Origin of the sequence: Rhodococcus parequi (assembly GCF_046042785.1) — a bacterium.
Classification (GTDB): Bacteria; Actinomycetota; Actinomycetes; order Mycobacteriales; family Mycobacteriaceae; genus Prescottella; species Prescottella parequi.
This window is the reverse complement of record NZ_JBDLNV010000003.1, coordinates 226,029-245,909: the sequence shown is the minus strand read 5'-3', so window position 1 is coordinate 245,909 and position 19,881 is coordinate 226,029. Positions and strand designations below refer to the sequence as shown.

Annotated in this window: 18 protein-coding genes; 6 read left to right on the top strand and 12 right to left on the bottom strand. The window is 68.7% G+C overall.

Annotated elements, in window-relative coordinates; genetic code table 11:
• Nucleotides 1-282 precede the first annotated feature (282 nt).
• Together ABEU20_RS09405 and ABEU20_RS09400 are read left to right on the top strand one after the other, a co-directional pair.
• Complete coding sequence (locus ABEU20_RS09405) at nt 283-1,353, top strand: GmrSD restriction endonuclease domain-containing protein (protein WP_420164151.1); 1,071 nt, start codon at nt 283-285, stop codon at nt 1,351-1,353.
• 94 nt (nt 1,354-1,447) lie between these two features.
• Nucleotides 1,448-2,446, top strand: a complete 999-nt coding sequence (locus tag ABEU20_RS09400; protein ID WP_420164150.1) for a pseudouridine synthase — start codon at nt 1,448-1,450, stop codon at nt 2,444-2,446.
• Here the strand turns inward: ABEU20_RS09400 and ABEU20_RS09395 are convergent.
• The 3 genes from ABEU20_RS09395 to ABEU20_RS09385 form a co-directional block, all read right to left on the bottom strand.
• Complete coding sequence (locus tag ABEU20_RS09395; RefSeq protein ID WP_420164149.1) at nt 2,382-3,797, bottom strand: FAD-dependent oxidoreductase; 1,416 nt, start codon at nt 3,795-3,797, stop codon at nt 2,382-2,384. The genes ABEU20_RS09400 and ABEU20_RS09395 overlap by 65 nt on opposite strands.
• A 12-nt stretch (nt 3,798-3,809) precedes the next feature.
• A complete protein-coding gene (locus ABEU20_RS09390; protein WP_420164148.1) occupies nt 3,810-4,697 on the bottom strand; it encodes an AurF N-oxygenase family protein in 888 nt (295 codons plus the stop codon).
• A 414-nt stretch (nt 4,698-5,111) separates the two neighbouring features.
• Nucleotides 5,112-6,098 carry a glycoside hydrolase family 43 protein gene (locus ABEU20_RS09385; protein WP_420164147.1) on the bottom strand — a complete coding sequence of 329 codons (987 nt, stop codon included), beginning with the start codon at nt 6,096-6,098 and terminating at the stop codon, nt 5,112-5,114.
• Nucleotides 6,099-6,177: 79 nt separating this feature from the next.
• Between ABEU20_RS09385 and ABEU20_RS09380 the strand changes: the two genes are divergently transcribed.
• On the top strand, nt 6,178-6,432 hold the full coding sequence (locus ABEU20_RS09380; RefSeq protein ID WP_420164146.1) for a hypothetical protein: 255 nt from the start codon (nt 6,178-6,180) through the stop codon (nt 6,430-6,432).
• A gap of 420 nt (nt 6,433-6,852) precedes the next feature.
• Complete coding sequence (locus tag ABEU20_RS09375; RefSeq protein ID WP_420164145.1) at nt 6,853-6,981, top strand: hypothetical protein; 129 nt, start codon at nt 6,853-6,855, stop codon at nt 6,979-6,981.
• Nucleotides 6,982-7,066: 85 nt separating this feature from the next.
• On the opposite strand, the gene ychF is transcribed toward ABEU20_RS09375, so the two are convergent.
• From ychF to ABEU20_RS09345, 6 genes are all read right to left on the bottom strand, one after another.
• Complete coding sequence (ychF, locus tag ABEU20_RS09370; RefSeq protein WP_420164144.1) at nt 7,067-8,146, bottom strand: redox-regulated ATPase YchF; 1,080 nt, start codon at nt 8,144-8,146, stop codon at nt 7,067-7,069.
• A gap of 74 nt (nt 8,147-8,220) precedes the next feature.
• Nucleotides 8,221-8,643: a CD225/dispanin family protein gene (locus ABEU20_RS09365; protein WP_420164143.1), complete on the bottom strand. Its 423-nt coding sequence runs from the start codon at nt 8,641-8,643 to the stop codon at nt 8,221-8,223.
• 68 nt (nt 8,644-8,711) lie between these two features.
• Nucleotides 8,712-9,299, bottom strand: coding sequence for a class I SAM-dependent DNA methyltransferase (locus tag ABEU20_RS09360; RefSeq protein WP_420164142.1), 588 nt, complete (start codon nt 9,297-9,299; stop codon nt 8,712-8,714).
• Nucleotides 9,300-9,381: 82 nt separating this feature from the next.
• A complete protein-coding gene (locus ABEU20_RS09355; RefSeq protein WP_420164141.1) occupies nt 9,382-11,058 on the bottom strand; it encodes an MDR family MFS transporter in 1,677 nt (558 codons plus the stop codon).
• A gap of 70 nt (nt 11,059-11,128) precedes the next feature.
• Nucleotides 11,129-11,584 carry a MarR family winged helix-turn-helix transcriptional regulator gene (locus tag ABEU20_RS09350; protein WP_420164140.1) on the bottom strand — a complete coding sequence of 152 codons (456 nt, stop codon included), beginning with the start codon at nt 11,582-11,584 and terminating at the stop codon, nt 11,129-11,131.
• Nucleotides 11,585-11,662: 78 nt separating this feature from the next.
• A complete protein-coding gene (locus ABEU20_RS09345; RefSeq protein WP_420164139.1) occupies nt 11,663-12,094 on the bottom strand; it encodes a MarR family winged helix-turn-helix transcriptional regulator in 432 nt (143 codons plus the stop codon).
• 99 nt (nt 12,095-12,193) lie between these two features.
• Between ABEU20_RS09345 and ABEU20_RS09340 the strand changes: the two genes are divergently transcribed.
• Nucleotides 12,194-13,771, top strand: coding sequence for an FMN-binding glutamate synthase family protein (locus ABEU20_RS09340; protein ID WP_420164138.1), 1,578 nt, complete (start codon nt 12,194-12,196; stop codon nt 13,769-13,771).
• A 9-nt stretch (nt 13,772-13,780) separates the two neighbouring features.
• On the opposite strand, the gene ABEU20_RS09335 is transcribed toward ABEU20_RS09340, so the two are convergent.
• Nucleotides 13,781-14,278: a hypothetical protein gene (locus ABEU20_RS09335; RefSeq protein ID WP_420164137.1), complete on the bottom strand. Its 498-nt coding sequence runs from the start codon at nt 14,276-14,278 to the stop codon at nt 13,781-13,783.
• A gap of 141 nt (nt 14,279-14,419) precedes the next feature.
• Here ABEU20_RS09335 and ABEU20_RS09330 point away from each other — a divergent pair, with 141 nt between their 5' ends.
• The gene (locus tag ABEU20_RS09330) at nt 14,420-15,661 is read left to right on the top strand and encodes an AI-2E family transporter (RefSeq protein WP_420164136.1); all 1,242 of its coding nucleotides are present in this window, start codon (nt 14,420-14,422) and stop codon (nt 15,659-15,661) included.
• Here the strand turns inward: ABEU20_RS09330 and ABEU20_RS09325 are convergent.
• On the bottom strand, nt 15,658-18,639 hold the full coding sequence (locus ABEU20_RS09325) for an AAA family ATPase (RefSeq protein WP_420164135.1): 2,982 nt from the start codon (nt 18,637-18,639) through the stop codon (nt 15,658-15,660). The two genes, ABEU20_RS09330 and ABEU20_RS09325, sit on opposite strands and share 4 nt — an antisense overlap.
• A complete protein-coding gene (locus ABEU20_RS09320) occupies nt 18,636-19,817 on the bottom strand; it encodes a metallophosphoesterase family protein (protein ID WP_420164134.1) in 1,182 nt (393 codons plus the stop codon). The genes ABEU20_RS09325 and ABEU20_RS09320 overlap by 4 nt, the downstream gene beginning before the upstream one ends.
• Between the last annotated feature and the right edge of the window lie 64 nt (nt 19,818-19,881).

Genomic DNA, 19,881 nt, shown 5'->3' with positions numbered 1-19,881 from the left:
ACGACAACTGTGCGTAAGGGCGCGAACTCGCTTCGGACCATGATTCGATCGGCCGGACCACTCGCGACGGCGTCCATTGCCCGAGACTACGTCGCCGTCGGCGGCTCGCGGGCCGTTACCGCGGTCGCCACCACTGCGAGCCGACGCGCATCGAATCGTGACACTTTCGACCCGTGCGCCGGTCCTTTTTGGTAGACATTGCGATTCGTGCCCGAAACCGGCCGACGCTCGACCGACCCCACCCGAGTCGATGCGTGACGCCGCCCCTCCGAAGGAAGAGCCGTGCCCGCTCCCCTGCCCCTGAAATCCTCTCGACCCCTGCCCTGGGTCCGCCGTGTGTGCTGGCTGCTCCTCGCGGGCGGCGTCGCGGTGTCGTCGACCGCGTGCGGTAGCGGCGAGGACACGGCATCCCCGACCACCGCCGCGCCTCGGACGTCGGTGACGTCCGAGACGACCACCCACCCGAGCAGCTCGACGACACCTGCCGCCGTTCCCGCGGCGATGCCGTCCTCCGACGGCAGCGCCGCAGCGACTCTCGGCGCGCTCGAGGCACTCCCGGTGAAGGGCCGGGCGCCCAAGACCGGTTACGACCGAGCACTTTTCGGTCAGGCGTGGTCCGACGATGTGACCGTCGGCGGTGGCCACAACGGCTGCGACACCCGCAACGACATCCTGCGCCGCGATCTGATCGACATCACCGTCAAACCCGGATCGAACAACTGCACGGTCCTGACGGGAACCCTCGACGACGTGTACACGGGCAGGACCATCGAGTTCGTCCGAGGCGAGGGCACCTCGAATGCCGTGCAGATCGATCACGTCGTAGCGCTGTCCGACGCCTGGCAGAAGGGTGCACAGCAACTCGACGAAACGGCCCTACGCAACCTGGCGAACGACCCACGAAATCTGCAGGCCGTCGACGGCCCCACCAACGGGCAGAAGAGCGACGGGGACGCCGCGACGTGGCTGCCCCCGAACAAGGCCTACCGATGCACCTACGTGTCACGACAGGTCGAGGTGAAAGCCGCATACGGGCTGTGGGTGACCCAGGCCGAGAAGGACGCGATCGGCAGGGTTCTCGGTGACTGTGGCGCGCCTTCCCTGGGCGCCACCTCGGCGCCTGCACCGGCGTCGACCACTCCGACGCCCCTCGCGCCGCCCGCCACCGCCGCGGTGCGGCAGCAGGCACCGGAACCGGCGCCCGTGGTTGCGCCCGTGGCACCGCGCGGCGACAGCGTGCACTACGCCAACTGCGCTGCAGCCCGGGCTGCCGGGGCCGCCCCGATCTACGCCGGGCAGCCCGGTTACAGCAGCAAGCTCGATCGCGACAACGACGGGGTCGCCTGCGAATAGCGTCCGAGCCGCACATTCCGGGCGAGGGAAACCGGACCCGCAACCGCCGACTTCTCGTCGCGGGCCGCCGCGGGGTCGGGCCCGCGCCGGTGGGATGATGGGACGCGTGCCGATGCCCTCACCGCTGCCCGTCCGGAACGGGGTCGGACCGACGCGTCTGCGCGTCCCGACGTCCGGCCCGTGGGCGACGATCGCCGACTACGTCGTCGCGAGGTTCCACCACATGGACGCGGACGACCTGTACCGACGGTTCGACGCCGGCGAGATCGTGGGCGCCGACGGCGGCCCGATCAGGCGTGAGGCAGCCCTCGGTGAACACGTGTTCCTCTGGTACTACCGCGACCTGCCGGTGGAGGAGCCGATCCCCTTCCGCGAGGAGATCCTGCACGTCGACGACGACCTCGTGGTGATCGACAAGCCCCACTTCCTCCCGACCACTCCGGGCGGACGTTATCTGCGTGAGTCGGCGCTCGTGCGGCTGCGGACCCGCCTGGGCAACCCGGACCTGACACCGATCCACCGCCTCGACCGCGCGACCGCCGGCCTGGTGATGTTTTCGGCCCGCCCGGCGACGCGCGGCCCCTACCAGTCACTGTTCGAGAAGCGGCTGGTCACCAAGGTCTACGAGGCGGTGTCGCCGCTACCGGCCGAATGGGACCCGGACGTCCCGACACTGGCCGGGCACGCCGTTCCCGTGGTGTACCGCAACCACATCGAGGCCCGGCGCGGCGAGCTGCGGGTCATCGTCGACGACACCCGCGAGCCCAACTCAGAGACGCTGATCGAGGTGCGCGGCGCCGGTAGCAGTTCCTCGGGACGTACTGTGCTGCATACGACCCTGCGCCCGCACACCGGACGGATGCACCAGCTGCGGGTGCACCTGGCGGCGCTCGGTGTCGGAATCCTCGGGGATAGTTGGTATCCCGACCTACTGCCCGAGGAGCCGGATGATCATTCCCTCCCGCTCCAATTGCTCGCGCGGGAACTGGAATTCACCGACCCACTGTCCGGGGAGCCGCGGCGGTTCGTCACCGGACGGACGCTGAGTGAGGCGCCCGTGTCCGCGAGCGGAGGTCCGCGGCCAGCCGGCTGACGGTCTCGGCCGCGCAGCCCCGATTGTCACCGACACCGCCGATCGCGCCGCGCTTCGCCCAGCCGACGACGTACAGCCCGCCGAGTGGCTCGCCGGTCTCGGGTGAAATCACCTGTCCACCAAGGTTCGGCACGACGCCGCGGGCGCCCACCGGGACGCCGTCGATCGGTGCGGTGGTGAATCCGGTGGCGCAGATCGCGGAGTTCGTGAGGAAGGTCCGGCCGGCGGTCGTGGTGACCGCGACGGCACCGAGCTCGGTCTTCGCGAACTCGGCCACCTTCTGCCCGAACGACAGCACGACGCGCAACGGGCCCGCAGCCCCGGTCGGCAGTGCGGGCACGCCGCCGACGTCGGTGGAGGGCAGGTTCGACAACGCGCGCAGCAGCGGGCTGCCCACGTCGGCGCGCGGCATGCTGCCGGCGCGGTCGATCAGCACCTCGGCGTCGGCGAGGCCGAGGAGCTCGTAGAACGCCGACGGTGTGAAGGCGGCGGCCTCCGGGGCCGAACGCGACAGGATCACCAGTTCGCGGAGCTGCTCACCCACGGGTGTGCGGTCGCGAGTCCTCGCCACCCAGCGGACGACGTCGAAGGCGACGTTGCCGGCTCCGACCACGACGCATCCGGGTCCGGCGGGTGCGGTCGGTGTGGATGCGCCGCTGTTCTCGGCGACCAGGATGTCGATGGCCTGGTGGATCCCGTCGCCGGCGCCCGAGGAGCCGATCCGACGCGGCTGCGAGGCTCCGCTGGCGAGGATCACGGCGTCGAACCTCGACCTGAGCTCGCTGATCGAGATGTCCACGCCGACTTCGGTTTCGGGAACGATCGTGACGCGGTCGTCACCGAAGGGCACGTCGAACAGCCGGATCATCTCGCGCACGCCGACGTGGTCCGGGGACACACCCCGACGCAACAGGCCCCCGACCGTGTCGTACTGCTCGTAGACGGTGACCCGGATCGACGACGATCGCTGCAGGAGTTCACGGACGGTGTACATCGCGGCCGCACCCGACCCCACGATGGCGATCTCGAGTCGGTCGCGCGGGCCGGCCAGGGGCAACTCGAAGACCACGCGCGGCCGGGAACGCGGCACGGCGGGGGCCTGCACGAAGTACTCCCGGTTGCGGGCGGCGTACGGGAGTTCGGTGGAGGTCAGCGCATGCTCGGATTTGATGGCCGAGGCGGGGCAGGCCTCGACGCAGGCGGTGCAGTCGATACACGAGTCGGGGTCGATGTAGAGCGTCTCGGTGGACGCGAAGCCGTCCTCGCCGGGGGCGGGATGGATGCAGTTCTGTGGGCACACCCGCACGCACGAGGCATCCTTGCAGCAATGTCCCAGGATGACGTGGGCCACGACAACTCCTAGTCAGAGAAGGTTCGACTTTCGGTAGATCCATCGAGCGCCGGAATTCAGCAGCCCTTCTCTGCTCAGGAACTCGACGAACGCCTCCGCAGCCCTCCGGAACATCATCCGATGGTGTTCGTTCCCATCGATGTTCGCCTTCACGACATCCCAGTCGAAGCCGAGATCCTCGTACACCCGGCGATTGATCAGGCTCCGCGCGATCAGGTGCATTCCCGCCGCGATGATCACGGTGCTGACGAATCGCCGGAAGCGCGAGCGCCCGACCAGTCGATCACGGATCTTGCGACGCGCGAACGCCATGTGCCGGGACTCTTCGACGACGTGAATGTAGGCGGACCGGCGGATGGGTGCGGCGACGTCGTCACTGTCCATCCAGTCACGCTGCATGACGTCGAAGATCTCCTCGCCGGCGAGGACGATGCCGTACGCGACCTCGTCCCACGCGATGTGGCGGAACAGCCAACCGAAGAAGTCCAGCATCCGGTCGCGCGGATAGAAGTGGGATCCGATGCTCTCGACGGCGTTGGCGAACATCAACGAGTGCAGGTTCTCGTCCGCGCACTCGTTGAGAAGGAACTTGACGTCCGGGCGTCCCGGATCCGCGCTGTGGCTCGCCCTCAGCAGAGCCACCTGCAAGCCCACCTCGAGCCAGATGCCGATGCCCAGGAACTGCGCGACCTCGCTCCGGGTGAGCCGGACGCGCTCGACCTCCGACATGCCGTCCCACAGCGGGGTCCCGAAGAGCGGCGACCACTGCGGCGTCATGCCGTGACGTTCGTCGTCGCCGGGTTCGAGCCGGGAGACGAGCGGGCTCCTCGAATCGAACGACAGTCGCTTCGCGGATTCGAGGAGGGTCTCGAACAGTGCGTCGCTCTCGGAACCTGCCATTCTGTCCGACTCCTCCGATCACCGTGCCGATGCGGGCACGGAAGTTCCCGGCCGACAACTCGTACGGGCATGGAACCACACGTTCGGCGCGCTGTCGCTGCAGAGCGCTGCCGCGTGAACCGGCGGTTCTTCACAGTCGATGTCCCGCCGGCCGAGCGTAACCCGAATCGCAGCCACCGAGAGCGTGCGTGGCCGGTGGAGACGCCAGAACTCGCAGAGCAGCGCGGGATGAACCCGGTCTCCAGTGGTGCCCCGATGTGTCGACACAGTGACCGCGAGGCCGATCCGCCCGCTTATTGCAGGCCCTGGGCGCGCCGCCCAGTCGCGATTCAGCCCATATGCCCCGTATGTCGAAATCAGGCGGGGGACAACGCGATCAGGCGCATTCGCCCTGATCGCTTACTCCAGCGCTCGTCATACGGGTTCTCGCATCACACCGATGTGGCGGACCGCCCCCGAGAAACCTGGGACCTCGCGCACGGGCGACCAGGTGGCCAGTCCGTCCGTACTGTCGGAGTAGATGTACTTTCCTTCGGTGTAGGCGTCGAGGTAGATCCGCCAGGCCCCGTTCGGCAACTGGACAACGGCCGGGCCCTCTACCAGCGTGCCCCAGTTCCCGGGCGGAACGAACGAGTAGGGGCCGGTCACCGACGGGGCGACCGCATGCTCGATGACCTTCGTCGTCTCGTTCTTGGTGAACGCATGATAGGTCGACCCCACCTTGACCACCGTGGTGTCGATGTGGTCGGTTCCGATGCCGGCGAGCGGCACGGGCAGACTCCACTGCCGGAGAGAGGGTTCCATCGCCGTCATCAGGTACGGCACGAATCCCCCACCCGTCGACATCGACAGGATGACGTTGACGCGGTCGCCTTCCACGAACCATTCGGGTGCCCAAGCCTTCGTGGTGAAGGGTGACAGCGACGGCCCGTCTGCCGACCCCGCCGACCCGGACGAACCCGGTGGGCTCGCCGAACCCGTGCCGTCTCCCGTGCCCGGTATCAAGGCGCAGCAGAACGGGACGGGCAGGTTGCCCATGTGCGTCCAGTTGACGCGGTCACTGCTGCGCGCGAAGCCGATACTCGCCCCGCCGCCCGTCGTATACGTGATGTAGTACATCCCGTCCGTGTTCCGGAAGATGCTCGGGTCGCGCACCAGCCCCGACGGTGGCCGATAGGCTGCGGGCCGCACCAGTTGGAACTGGGTTCCGTCGCCCGACTCGAACACGTCCATGTCGCTGTCGCTGGTGTTGCTGAACGCCACCAGCGTGTATCGCCATCCCGGCGGCGGTTCGGCCCCGCCGCTCCCTGCGGCGGCGACCAACAGTCCTGCGACACAGAGCATCACCATCGGTACGGCGAGAAGGCTTCGCTTGGCGAGCGTCACCTCTGCAGCATCCATGACGGCAGTCGCCGCGCAGGCAGCTTCGGCCCCAGCACTTAGCAGATCGTTACCGAAGCAGCCGATGCATGATGGGCTCGTGCCGGAACTACTCCTCCCGCTGGTGTGGCTGGTCCTGCTCTCGGCGGCCACATCCCGGTGTCTGGCGCGTCCGTCCGCGCTGTCGGCCGTGACGACAGTGGTCGCGGCCGCCGTGTGGCTGCTCGTGAACGGCCCGGTCGAAGGCCCGGTCCTGCTGGTGGTCACGCCGAGTCACGGGCTCACCGTGGCGGATCTGCTGTCGGCGGTCGCTTTCCTGGCTGCCCTTCGTGCCTACCGGCGCGTCCGGACCTGAGCACCTCGGCGCGCCGCCCAGGAGGCGCACCGGCGGCTCACGACCGGTTCGGCCGATTCTGGAGGTTGATTCCAGTCGGCGAGAACCACCCCGGCCGCCACGCTCGCGCTTTCCAACCAAACGGTCAATTGTTTCGGCTGAAATTGCTTCTTACCTGCAATTACAGTTGGCGAGATACCGTAAATAGGTAGTGACAGGTCCCACACGGTGATCTAACGTCCTCCGCGTCGCCTCGAATCCCGGCACTGGACTACAGGCGGCATCCCGCCCTCCTGGGCGAAGTCCGGCACCGCACACTGGCATGCTGCGCCGGGCTGCCGGCCTGATCACCCCACCCCGTACGGGTTGTCCGAGTGGGGTGATCAGGTCGGCCACGAACCGGCGAGTTGTCGGTACCTCAACCAGCACAAGGAGTTCGACATGGGTTCTTCCGACGCAGATCTCGCTCTGATCAAGCAGATCCAGCCCGTCGTCAGCGGTATCGGCACCGTCATCGGTGGCCTCGGCGCAATCCTCGGCTTGGTCGGCGCGGTAGCCGCGCTCATCTGATCAGCGACTGCGGCGACGAAGGGGCCCGGGCATCCGTGGCCCCTTCGTCAGCACGAGGGGCTTGTCGACTCTCTGAGCAGGACCTCTAGACGTTGAAGCGGAACTCCACGACGTCGCCGTCCTGCATGACGTATTCCTTGCCCTCCATGCGCACCTTGCCGGCGGCCTTGGCGGCGTTCATGGAACCGGCCTCGACGAGGTCGTCGAAGGAGACGATCTCGGCCTTGATGAAGCCGCGCTCGAAGTCCGTGTGGATGACGCCTGCGGCCTGGGGAGCGGTGTCGCCCTTGTGGATCGTCCAGGCGCGCGCCTCCTTCGGGCCCGCCGTCAGGTACGTCTGGAGGCCCAGGGTATGGAAGCCGGTGCGCGCGAGGGCGTGCAGGCCGGGCTCGGACTGGCCGATGGAGTCGAGCATCTCCTGGCGGTCTTCCTCGTCCAGCTCGAGCAGTTCCTGCTCGACCTTGGCATCGAGGAACACGGCATCCGCGGGCGCCACGGAGGCGCGCAGCTCGGCAACCTTCGCCTCGTCGGTGAGGACGGCCTCGTCGGCGTTGAAGACGTACAGGAACGGCTTGGTGGTGAGCAGGCTGAGCTCACGCAGCAGCGAGAAGTCGAGCTGGTCCTTGACGCTGAACAGCGTCTTGCCCTCGTCGAGGAACGCCTGAGCCTTGAGCGCCTCGTCGTGCTGCGCCTTCAGTTCCTTGTTCTTGCGCGCTTCCTTGTCCAGACGCGGCAGCGCCTTCTCCAAGGTCTGCATGTCGGCGATGACGAGCTCGGTCTCGATGACCTCGATGTCCGACGCCGGATCGACGCGCCCGTCGACGTGTACGACGTCGTCGTCGGCGAACACGCGGACGACCTGGCAGATGGCGTCGGCCTCGCGGATGTTGGCCAGGAACTTGTTACCCAGACCCGCGCCCTCGGAGGCGCCCTTGACGATGCCGGCGATGTCGACGAACGACACGGTGGCGGGCAGGATGCGCTCGGAACCGAAGATCTCGGCCAGCTTCTTCAGCCGCTCGTCCGGCAGCTCCACCAGGCCGACGTTGGGCTCGATGGTGGCGAACGGGTAGTTCGCGGCCAGCACGTCGTTGTTGGTCAGCGCGTTGAAAAGGGTCGACTTGCCGACGTTGGGGAGGCCGACGATTCCGAGGGTAAGGCTCACGGTATAGGGATTCTACGGCGTCACCGGGCGATGGCGGTGGTCGGCCGCATTACAGCGCCGACCACCGCCACCTTTCACCACGGGTAGGTGGTGCTCGTACTCGCGTCGTCCACCGCTGCCGCGAAGGCCGCGAACATGATGAACCACATGATGACGGAGAGCACGATCAGCCCGACGCCGACGCCCAGCGCGATCTTGCCGAGCGACTTGACCCGCTCCGACGCGTACTGCGCGCCCTGGTAATCACCCATCGACCACTTCGGGAAGATCGAGTGCAGATGGTTGAACGCGGAGAACGCCAGGGGCCAGAAGAAGATGATGGTGGCCACGGCCCACCCGGCGTTCGACGGCGGCGGTCCCCCGTACTGACCGGGCGCCGGCGCGGCCGGGTACTGCGGTGCCGACGGATACTGCTGCGCCGACGAGTACGGCTGCTGCGTGTATGCGGGCGCGCCGTACTGCTCGGACGGGCCGGAGTTGTAGGTCGGTTCGGACATGTGGGATCCCCCCTGGATTCTGACGAGCATTCTGTCGGCAGAGACCGTAGCCCAAACCGACGCGTCGGTCAGAAGCCAGGTTTGCGGGCCACCGTGACGGCCCAACCGGCGTCGTCGTGCCAGGGCCGCAGGTCCCAGGTCGCGAAGCGGTGCTCACGCACTAGTCCGACGGCGGCGAGATCGGCATCGAACTCGTCGACGCCGTATTCGTAGTCGGTCGCGAATCCGGTGACGAAGATGCCGCCCGGCACGAGATGGTGGGCGATGCGTCCCAGTACGGCGCGTTCGGTTCCGCGGGCGACGAAGATCAGCACGTTGCCGGCCGCGACGACCGCGTCGAACCGCTCCCCCGGCAGGTCCAGGGTCGCGAGGTCGGCCTCGTGGACGGTGAGGGCGGGCTTCTTGCGCGCCTCGGCCACCAGCACCGGATCCAGGTCGACGGCGGTCACGTGATGTCCTCGGCGGGCCAGTTCGGCGCCGAGCCGCCCTGTGCCGCAACCGGCGTCGAGCACCCGGGCACCGCGCGGCACCATCGCGTCGACCGCCCGCGCCTCACCGTGCAGGTCGGTCCCGTCGGTTTCGAGCCGATCGAAGCGCGCGACGTACGCGCGGGAGTCGGATGCGGATCGTTCACGCTGCCATCGAGTGTCGGCCATGCCGTTCACGATAGGGGCAACGCGAGACGGGCCGGGTGGGCGTCGACGACACCCACCCGGCCCGCTGCGTCCGGAACCTGCGCTAACGGCGCGCCTTTTCCGACGGCTCGACCGGCATCGGATCGACCAGCACCGGATCGCCCTGGACGATCTCCGCCAGCTCGGCGTCGATGTCCTCCCCGGACGCTTCGGCGCGACGCTGCTCGTCGGCGCTGAAGGTGCGGAGCGCAACCTCCTTGATGAAGAAGATCGCGGCCAGGCTGAGCAGCGAGACGATGCCCGAGATCAGGAAGATCCGCGCGGTCGCGTCGCCGTAGGCGCCGCGGACGATGTCCGCGATCGGGCCCGGCAGTTCGTTGAGGTTGGACAGACCGGCACCCGATCCGCCCGCCTGGCTCATGTCCACCCCGGCCGCCGTCAGACCCTTGATCGTGAGGTCCGAGACGCGGCTGGAGAGGACCGCGCCGAGAACGGAGACGCCGGCCGCGCCACCGAGCGAGCGGAAGAACGACACCACGGAGCTGGCCGAACCCAGGTCGGACGGGCTCACGGTGTTCTGCACGGCCAGCACCAGGTTCTGCATCGTCAGACCCATGCCGACGCCGAGGACGAACAGGAACACCCCGAGCACACCCATGTTGGTGGCGTGGTCGATCGTGGAGAGCAGGAAGAAGCCGACCGTCATCATGATCGCGCCGCCGAGGATGAAGCCCTTCCAGCGACCGAACTTGGTGATCAGTGCGCCCGAGACCGCCGAAGACACCATCGAACCGATGACCATGGGCAGCGTCAGCAGTCCGGCCGCCGTCGGCGAGTAGCCGCGGGCGATCTGGAAGTACTGGCCCAGGAACACCGCGCCGCCGAAGAGGGCGATGCCGACCGCGACGCTCGCGAGGGTCGCCAGTGCGGTGGTGCGGTCCCTGAACAGGCGCAGCGGGATGATCGGATCCTTGGCCTTGGTCTCGGTGAAGATCGCGAGCGCCAACAGCGCCACGCCGAGTGCGACGAGACCGAAGGAGACACCCGACGCCCAGTCGAAGTTCTTGCCCGCCAGCGTCACCCAGATCAGCAGGGTGCTGACGCCGGACGCGATGAACAGGGCGCCCATGTAGTCGATGCTGACGTTCTTGCGCACGACCGGAAGGTTGAGGGTGCGCTGGATGACGAACAGTGCGATCACCGCCAGCGGGACGCCGACGAAGAAGGTCCAGCGCCAGCCCAGCCAGCTGGTGTCGACGATGAGTCCGCCGATCAGCGGGCCCGCGACGGTCGCGATCGACATGACGCCGGCCATCGGGCCCTGGTAGCGGCCACGCTCACGCGGGCTGAACATCGTCGCGATGACGATGACGACCAGCGCCTGCAGACCACCGAGACCCAGACCCTGGACGGCGCGCGCCCCGATGAGCATGGTGACCGACTGCGACAGGCCGGCGAGTACGGAGCCGACAGTGAAGATCACCAGCGCCAACTGGACCAGCATCTTCTTGCTGACCATGTCCGAGAACTTGCCCCAGATCGGCGTCGTCGCGGTGGACGCCAGCAGCGTCGCGGTGACGACCCACGTGTACTGGTCCTGGGTGCCGTGCAGGTCGGTGATGATCGTCGGCAGCGCGTTGGAGACGATGGTCGACGACAGGAACGCGACGAACATGCCGAGGAGCAGACCCACCAGCGCCTGGATGCGCTGCGGATGGGTCATCGGCGCGTCCGTCGCCTGATCAGGCTTCCCGGTGTCTCGGGTGACGGATGTACTCATGCAGAAACCTCACGAATTCTTCGAGTGATCCCGAAAACGATTAATTGCAAAAGGGATTGACGGTTCGACGTCAGAGCGCCGAAACCTTGGTGCGGAACGACGACTTCAGGTGCGTCAACCCGTCCACGAGTTGTTGCACCTCTTCGTCGGTCCAGTCGGCGATCGAGTCCAGCAGCCATTCCCGCTGCTTCGACCGGTACCGCTCGAGGACGGCATCGCCCTCGTCGGTCAATGCGGGCAGCGTGGCTCGACGATCGGCTGGATCGGCGACCCGCGTCAGGTACCCGAGCTCCTCCGCGTGCGCGATGTGTCTGCTCAACGTCGACGGAGTGATCCGCATTCTCTCGGCCAGCGCGTTGCAGCGACTGCCCTCGGACGCCCCGACGAGCGACAACAGAGCACCCAGCGGTTCGGTGAGGAGATCGCCGTCGGATTCCCGAGCGAGATGCACGTTCAGCTCACGCCCACGACGGATGACGTCACGCAGGAGTCCGATCAGGATCTCCGCCGTGTTCGCCTCGGCCATCACACCTCCCCAACTAGTTGCGTCATGCAACCATACGCCAGATGGTTGCATGGCGCAACTAATATTCGGGTGTGGCCGTCAGGCTGTGCTCTCTCCGAGTCGATGCAGCAGCGTCGTGAGCTGCCGGACGTCGGCCGGATCCCACCGCGACAACCGCTCGTGCCACTGGGCGATCACTGCCTGGCGCTGCGCGGTCAGCCGTTCCCGGCCGGAGCCGGTGAGCACGACCAGTCGGGCCCGCGCGTCCTGCGGATCGGGTCGACGCTCCACCAACCCCAGGCGCACGAGCGCGTCGATCTGCCGCGTCAACGTCGACTTCTCCAGGCCGAGTTCGCACACCAACTCCGACATCGGTACCGCATCGGTGCGCGTGAGGATCGCCAGCAGCGGGTAGCACGCGGGGTCGAGCTTCGGATCGATCTGGCGGGCCCGTTCACGGGATGAGATCCGTCCACGCCGCCACATGTCGACCAGTTCGGCCTCCAGGTCGGTGATCGGATCCGACTCCATGCGCGCACGCACCCTTCTCAGTTCGGTCGGCGTCGGCGGACACACCGACGCGCAATGCCCGTCAGGGTACGGCCCGACGTCGCGGCCTACCATCGCCGCATGGCTCGTTGGTCGATCGTCGTCGGTGTCTGGGCACTCGCTCTGGCCGCCGGGTTCGCTGTCCCGACAGCGTCTTCGTGGTGGCTCGTCGTCGCCCTCCCGCTGCTCGCGCTCGCCGTCGTCGGAACCTGGGATCTGACGCAACGACGCCACAACGTGCTGCGCAACTATCCGATCCTCGGCCATGCCCGCTTCCTGCTCGAACGCATCCGCCCCGAGATCCAGCAGTACTTCGTCGAATCCCAAACCGACGGAACACCGTTCGACCGGGAGACACGCGATCTGGTGTACGAGCGCGCGAAGGGGACGCTCGACGAGGAACCGTTCGGCACCGAGCGGGACGTGCACGCCGTGGGCTACGAGTTCATGACGCACTCGCTGCGCGCCCGCATCGCGCCTGCCGCGACCCCGACGGTGCGACTCGGCGGTCCCGACTGCACCCGCCCGTACGACATCGCGCTGCTCAACGTCTCCGCGATGAGTTTCGGGTCGCTGTCCGCGAACGCGATCGAGGCCCTCAACGCGGGCGCCGCCCGCGGCGGCTTCGCGCACGACACCGGTGAGGGCGGCATCAGCCGCTACCACCGCAAGCACGGCGGCGACCTCATCTGGGAGATCGCGTCCGGCTACTTCGGCTGCCGCACCCAAGACGGCAACTTCGACCCCGACCAGTTCGCGGCCAAGGCCTCCGACGACCAGGTGAAGGCGATCTCCATCAAACTGTCGCAGGGCGCCAAGCCCGGCTTCGGCGGGGTCCTGCCCGGCGCCAAGGTCACCGCGGAGATCGCCGAGGCCCGCGGCGTGCCGATCGGCGAGACCGTGACATCACCGCCGGCGCACCGCGCGTTCGGCACACCCGTCGAACTGATCGACTTCATCACCCGACTCCGGGACCTGTCGGGCGGCAAACCCGTCGGCTTCAAGCTGTGTGTCGGCTCACGCGTCGAGTTCCTCGCGATCTGCAAAGCCATGCTCGAACGGGACGTCACACCCGACTTCGTCATCGTCGACGGCGCCGAGGGCGGCACCGGCGCCGGGCCCGTCGAGTTCGAGGACCACATGGGCATGCCGCTCACCGAGGGCCTGATCATCGTCCACAACGCGCTCGTCGGTGCGGGGCTGCGGGACCGCGTCAAGGTCGGCGCGTCCGGCAAGGTCGCGAGCGGGGCGGACATCGTCAAACGCATCATCCAGGGCGCCGACTTCACCCTCGCCGCCCGCGCGATGATGTTCGCCGTCGGCTGCATCCAGGCGCAGAAGTGTCACACCAACCGGTGCCCCGTGGGCGTCACCACCCAGGATCCCGCGCGGACCCGAGCGCTCGACGTGCCGGACAAGACCGCACGCGTCGCTCGGTTCCAGCAGGCCACCGTCGCGAGCGCCAAGCAGATGGTGGCCTCGATGGGCCTGGACAGCTTCGACGACCTCGACCCGTCGATGCTCAATCGGCGCATCGACGGGGTCACCACACGCACCTATGCCGACCTGTACGACTGGCTCGAGCCGGGGGCACTGCTCAACCACGCTCCGGCCGACTGGCGGCGCGACTGGCACGCCGCCGACCCCGCACGGTTCTGAGCACCGGCGCTACGGGCAGGCGGGACGCACCAGCTGCAGGATCCGATCGACCTGATCGTCGGTCGGAACCGTTCCGTCGTTGGACGCGGTCTCCTTGACCTTCGCCTTCAACTCGTCGTCGCCGGCATTCGCCTCGATCGCCGGGCACGTCTCCTTGACGATCGACTCGATCGACTCGTCGTCGCGATCGCTCGACAGATTCGGGTACGCGGTCCGGAACGCGGCCACGAAGGTCGTCAGCTTGGCGCTGTCCCACGCCCCACCGATCCCCGACACCGCGCTCGACGCCGTCGCCTGAATGCTCGACACGACGCTCGACGCCGTGGCCTGGATGCTCGACTTCAAGGCCTCCCCCGGGCCCTGCTCCGGCGTGGAGGTGACCGCCGAACTGATCCTCTCCTTGGTTTCCTCGGATGTGCCGTTGTCGTTCGAACACGCTCCGACCGTGAGCACGACGACGGTTGCGGTGACGATCGCTGCGGTGAGTCTCCCGTTGATTCTCGTCATGCGCCGGATACTACGGACGACGCGAACACCGAATGTCGGCTTTAACCGGGCCGTGACCGGATCGATTACTCGAGCCGTTCCGCGGAGAAATGCGTAGATTCGACAGGTCACTGTTCAGCCTGCCGGAAGGACCCTCGCCCTGTGAGCCTGAAGAAGACCGCCCTGCCCACCGAGCGACCGCGGCTACGCGAGCGCGGCGAGGTGATCAGCGCCGGCGGGTTGTGGTTGGCGAAGTGGTCGCTGATCCTCGCCGCTATCGCGATCGGCGCACTGGTCGTCGGCTGGATCCTCCAGAAGCTGTGGGTGATCGCACTCCCGGTGATGCTGGCGATCGTCGTGAGCACGGTGCTGTGGCCGCCCACGCGGGCCCTCACCAAGCGCGGTGTGCCGCCCGCCGGTGCGGCATCGATCACACTGCTCGTCTTCTTCGCCCTCTTCGGCGGCGTCGTCGCGCTCGTGGTGCCGTCCGTCGTGGACCAGGCCCCGGAGCTGGCGAACAAGGCCACCCAGGGCATCCAGCAGGTGCAGGACTGGCTCAAGGGCCCTCCGATCAACCTGCAGGACGAACAGATCGACAACGCGGTCCACGCGGTCACCTCCAAGCTGCAGGAGAGCGGCACGGCCATCGCGTCCGGCGTCTTCAGTGGCGTCACCACCGCCGGATCGATGATCGTCACCCTCGGCCTCGTCCTGGTCCTCGCCTTCTTCTTCATCAAGGACGGTCCGCGGTTCGTCCCGTGGCTGCACGGAGTCAGCGGTGGCCGCGCCGGACGGCACCTCGAAGAGGTCCTCGGACGGATGTGGGACACGCTCGGTGGCTTCATCCGCACCCAGGCCCTCGTCAGCCTCATCGACGCGGTCTTCATCGGCGCGGGACTGCTGATCCTCGGGGTGCCGCTCGCCCCCGTCCTCGCGATTCTGACGTTCATCGGCGGCTTCGTTCCGATCGTCGGCGCGTTCGTCGCCGGCGCTCTCGCGGTCCTGGTGGCACTGGTCGCGAACGGCCTCACCACCGCGCTGATCGTGCTCGCGATCATCATCGCGGTCCAGCAGATCGAAGGAAACGTCCTGCAGCCGGTGCTGCAGAGCAAGAGCATGAGACTGCACGCCGTCGTGGTGCTGCTCGCGGTGACCGCCGGCGGATCGCTGTTCGGCATCGTCGGCGCGTTCCTCGCCGTCCCCGTCGCGGCCGTCGGCGCCGTCGTGATCCGCTACCTCGGTGAGCAGATCGACGAACGACTCGAGGAGGATGCGCTGCTCGACGCCGCCGACGCGACGGCCGGCGGCGCCGTCACCCCGCTGATCGGCGAGCCCACGACCGACGAGCCCAGCCCGATCGCCGAACCCGCGCCGAACCCGAATCTGCCGGGGCCGACGGTCTAGCCGGCGATCATCTCCAACGAGGACCCGGTCCGGCCGCGCAGCACGTGCAGCCGGCTCGGGATCCGCTGACGCATCTCGTCGACGTGGCTGACGATGCCCACCACGCGCCCGCCCGCCCGTAGTTCGTCGAGCACACCCATCACCAGGTCGAGGGTGTCGGCGTCCAGCGTGCCGAACCCCTCGTCGATGAACATCGTGTCGAGCACCACACCACCGGACTCGGCGGCCACGACGTCCGCCAGACCGAGCGCCAACGCCAGGGACGCGAGGAACGATTCTCCGCCCGACAGGGTCTTCGCGGAGCGGACCACCCCGGTGTAGTCGTCGCGGATGTCGAGCCCGAGGCCGCCGCGGCGCCCGTGGGAGCCCGCCTCGTCGGAGTGGACGAACTCGTACCGGCCCGCGGACATCCGGCGCAGCCGCACCGACGCAGACAGCGCAACCTCCTCGAGCCGTGAGGCCAGCACGTACGAACGCAACGACATCTTGCGCGAGTTCTGGCCGCGTCCGGCGACGACGTCGGCGAGGCCGGCCAGTTCCTCGTGCTCGGCGAGCACCGGCCCCAGCGCGGTCAGGGTCGTTCCCAACTGGTCGATGTAGTGCTCGAGGTTCCGCCGTCGGTTCTCCGCCTCGTCGGCCGCGCTCGCGGCCGCCTCGATGACCCGCGCGGCTTCGCGTTCCGCCGCCTCCGGGGCCGTCAGATCCACCGGGTCCAGCCCGTCGATCGCGAGGATGTCCGGCTCGGCCAGCACCGCGCGGGCGGCGGCGAGGCGGTCCCGCGCCGCAGCCAGCGTGGCCTCGATCTCGGTGATCCGCTGCGTCGGGCGCACCGCTTCCAACGCGTCTGCGATCGAGGCGAACCCTGCATCGGCGGCGGTGGCGAGGGCGCGGGTCCGGGCGTCGTGCGCAGCAGCCTCGAGCGCGGCAGCCCGATCGCGGACGTCGAGTAGTTGTGCCGCCCGCGTCGCGAGGTCGTCGAAGCGGTCCCGCCGGGCGGGCACGCTCTCGTCGTCCCCGGCGGCGTCCACGAGCCGGGTGCGGAGCTCGGACACCTGTGTCTCGGTGGCGTCGATCCGAGCGCGGAGCGCGGCCTGATCGGTGTCGATCGAACGGGCCTGTTCCTCCAACTGCGTTCCCCGGGCACGCAGCTCGTGCACCGACGCCGTCGCACTCGCGAGTCCGGCCGCGACCGCACGCGTCTGCTCGACCCGGGCCACCGCGGCGGCGTGGAGCCGGCGCAGTTCCTCGCGATCACCGCCGCCGGCACGCTGGGTCAGCCGGTCGACGTGCCGCTCCGCCTCGGCCAGACGTCCCGTTTCGCGCTCGAGTGCGGCCGCCGCCCGCTGTTCGGTGACCCGGGCGGCCTCCTCGTCCTCCTTGGTGACCGGGACACCACCGGGGAGGGCAGGCCGGGGATGCTCGATCGATCCGCACACCACACAGTGCTCGCCGTCGACGAGTTGCGCGGCCAACTCCGCGGCCATCCCAGCGATGCGCTGCTCCCGCACGTCCAGCAGTCGGGCGCGCGCATCCTGCTGGGCGCCGCGCGCCTGCATGACCGCAGCGCGACGATCCTCCAGTGCCTTTGTCGCCGTGATCAATTCGTCGGCGGCGGCAGCGGCGTCCCCGGCGCGCGCAGCGGCTTCCTCCGATCCGGGCAGGATGCTCTGCGCCTGCTCGGCCCTGCGCAGCGCTTCCTCGGCGGCGGCCACGTCCTCGGGTAGTCGGGCGCGCAGGGTGACGAGCTTCTCGGCCTGTCGATCCAAATCCGCACTGCGGCGACGCATCTCGTCGAGCTCGCGCTCTCCCTGCGTCATCGCGCGAGCCTCGCCGAGCAGGGAATCCAAGCGGACGACCTCGGCCGCCCAGGCCCGCTCCTGGGCGCGGATCGTCGCCCGGTCCGCATCCGACTGCGGCCACGACAGCCGCGCCACCAGACCTGCACCGTCCTCGGACGCCGCGAGCCGCGCGGCGACCGTGCGCGCCTGCAGGGCCGCTGCCTCGGCTGCGCGTGCCGCGGACTCGGATTCCGCCGAAGCGGATGCCACGGCCTCGGCTCGCCCGGCACGGGCCGCCTCGGTCGCCAGCGCCTCGCGTTCGGCGGCGTGCTCGTCGAGCTCGGCGATCGCACTGCGGGCGGCATCACGCCGACGCTGCAGGTCGAGAACCTGCCGAGCCTTCACCGCCGCAGCGCGCACCTTCGCGCCCACGCCCCGGGCGCGGACCAGTTCGGTGACGGTCAGCTCCGCGGTCTCGACGGCCTGATCGAGCAGGCGCCGCGCCCAGACCAGTGGCTCGCCGTCGGACCCGGCTTCGATCCCCGCCGCCGCCGACACCTTCGCCAACGCCAACTCGACCTGCTTGCGCTGCTCCACGACCCGCGCGTCACTGGCCCTCTTGCGGTCGACGAACCACTCTTCGACCGTCTTGAACCGGGTGGTGTCGAAGAGCTTCTCGAGGAGCTTGCCGCGTTCCTCGTTGTCGGCGCGCAGGAACTTCGCGAACTCGCCCTGCGGGAGAAGGACGACCTGGAAGAACTGATCGGCCGTCATGCCCAGAAGATGTTCGATCTCACGGGCGATGTCCGGAATCCGCGACAGATTCTCACCCTCACCGTCCAGCCACGCCAGGGTGGCCTTGGCGTTCTCGGTGATCGTTCCGGTGCCACGCTTCTTGGCGCGCTGGTACTCGGGGCTGCGGGTGATCCGGACCCGGCGCCCACCGACCGTCGCCTCGAGCGTCACCGTCGGCACGGCCCCCGCCGGGGCGTGGTCCGACAGCAGCCGCTTGCCCTCCTTGCGGGCCCCGGGCACCGTTCCGTAGAGCGCGAACGCGACCGCGTCCAGGATCGTCGTCTTCCCGGCGCCGGTCTGCCCGTGCAGCAGGAACAGCCCGTCCGCGCCGAGCTCGTCGAAGTCGACCCTCACGGTGTCTGCGAACGGACCGAACGCCGACACCTCGAGATCGTGCAGCCTCACGCGGACGCCTCCGCCACGACGGCCGGAATGGCGGACTCGGCCGCGGTGGCGCTGCGGAGCGCCTGCTCGAGCAGCCGCACCTCACCCGCCGTCGCGTCGCTGCGCACGTCGGTCAGGAAGCCCGCCGCGATCTCGAGGTCGGAGCGGCCACGCACCCGGTCGCGGTACCTCAGCTCCGGATTACCCTCGGGGCGTTGCCATTCCATGTGGACCGCGTGCGGAAAACGAGACTGCAGCGCCCGCATGGCGTCCACCGGGCGCAGCGCGTCGGTGAGCACCGCCGAGACGTAGTGATCCTCGGCGACCTCGAACGCGGTGTCGGTCAGTAGTTCGTCGAGCGTCCCGGTGAGCTGACTGAGCCCGCGCACCACCGGGAGATCGAGCCGGTCCACCGTCGCCAGACCGGCGGCGTCGACATCCACCAGCCACACCGCCTTGCGGTGCGAGCGCTCACCGAACGAGTAGGGCAACGGCGAACCGCTGTAGCGAACGTTCTCCGCGAGCGTCTGCGGCGAGTGCAGGTGTCCGAGCGCCACGTAGTCGACACCGTCGAACGCCGACGCCGACACCGTCTCCACACCGCCGACCGAGATCGACCGCTCCGAACCGGTGGCCTCCCCGCCCACGACGAACGCGTGCGCCAGCAGCACCGAACGCAGCCCGGGCCGACCCGCGCGCCGCGCGTCGAAGTCGGCCCGGATCCGCGTCATCGCGACGTCGAGGATCTCGGCGTGCGACCGCGCCTGCGGCACACCCAACTCGGCGCGGGTGATCTCGGGCTCGAGGTAAGGAATGCCGTAGAACGCGACCGGGCCGTGCTCGTCGTCGAGCACCACCGGAACGTCGAGCGCCGACACCCGGGTCATGAGGTGCAGCCCACCGGCCGCCGCGAACGCCGCGCCGGCGCCGAGACGCACCGGCGAGTCGTGGTTGCCCGACGTCGCGACGATCGTGGCCCCGGCCGCTCGGATGGCCTCGAACCCCCGATTGCACACGGCGACCGCGTCGGCGCTGGGGATCGACCGGTCGTACACGTCCCCCGGCACCACGACGACATCGACGCCGCGCTCCGTCACGACGGCCGCGATCGCGTCGAGCACCCGAGCCTGATCGGCCAGCAGGTCGACACCGTGGAAGGTGCGCCCGATGTGCCAGTCCGACGTGTGGAGGATCCTCATGCGCGCTCACGCTAGAGCACCCGACCGACAACGCGCGGCGCGACCGTCGGCGATTTCCGGGCCT

Coding starts and splice junctions, on each gene's coding strand:
- ABEU20_RS09400 (WP_420164150.1), top strand. CDS start 1,448: ATGATGGGACGCGTGCCGATGCCCTCACCGCTGCCCGTCCGGAACGGG.
- ABEU20_RS09390 (WP_420164148.1), bottom strand. CDS start 4,697: ATGGCAGGTTCCGAGAGCGACGCACTGTTCGAGACCCTCCTCGAATCC.
- ABEU20_RS09385 (WP_420164147.1), bottom strand. CDS start 6,098: ATGGATGCTGCAGAGGTGACGCTCGCCAAGCGAAGCCTTCTCGCCGTA.
- ABEU20_RS09375 (WP_420164145.1), top strand. CDS start 6,853: ATGGGTTCTTCCGACGCAGATCTCGCTCTGATCAAGCAGATCCAGCCC.
- ABEU20_RS09365 (WP_420164143.1), bottom strand. CDS start 8,643: ATGTCCGAACCGACCTACAACTCCGGCCCGTCCGAGCAGTACGGCGCG.
- ABEU20_RS09360 (WP_420164142.1), bottom strand. CDS start 9,299: ATGGCCGACACTCGATGGCAGCGTGAACGATCCGCATCCGACTCCCGC.
- ABEU20_RS09355 (WP_420164141.1), bottom strand. CDS start 11,058: ATGAGTACATCCGTCACCCGAGACACCGGGAAGCCTGATCAGGCGACG.
- ABEU20_RS09350 (WP_420164140.1), bottom strand. CDS start 11,584: ATGGCCGAGGCGAACACGGCGGAGATCCTGATCGGACTCCTGCGTGAC.
- ABEU20_RS09345 (WP_420164139.1), bottom strand. CDS start 12,094: ATGGAGTCGGATCCGATCACCGACCTGGAGGCCGAACTGGTCGACATG.
- ABEU20_RS09340 (WP_420164138.1), top strand. CDS start 12,194: ATGGCTCGTTGGTCGATCGTCGTCGGTGTCTGGGCACTCGCTCTGGCC.
- ABEU20_RS09335 (WP_420164137.1), bottom strand. CDS start 14,278: ATGACGAGAATCAACGGGAGACTCACCGCAGCGATCGTCACCGCAACC.
- ABEU20_RS09320 (WP_420164134.1), bottom strand. CDS start 19,817: ATGAGGATCCTCCACACGTCGGACTGGCACATCGGGCGCACCTTCCAC.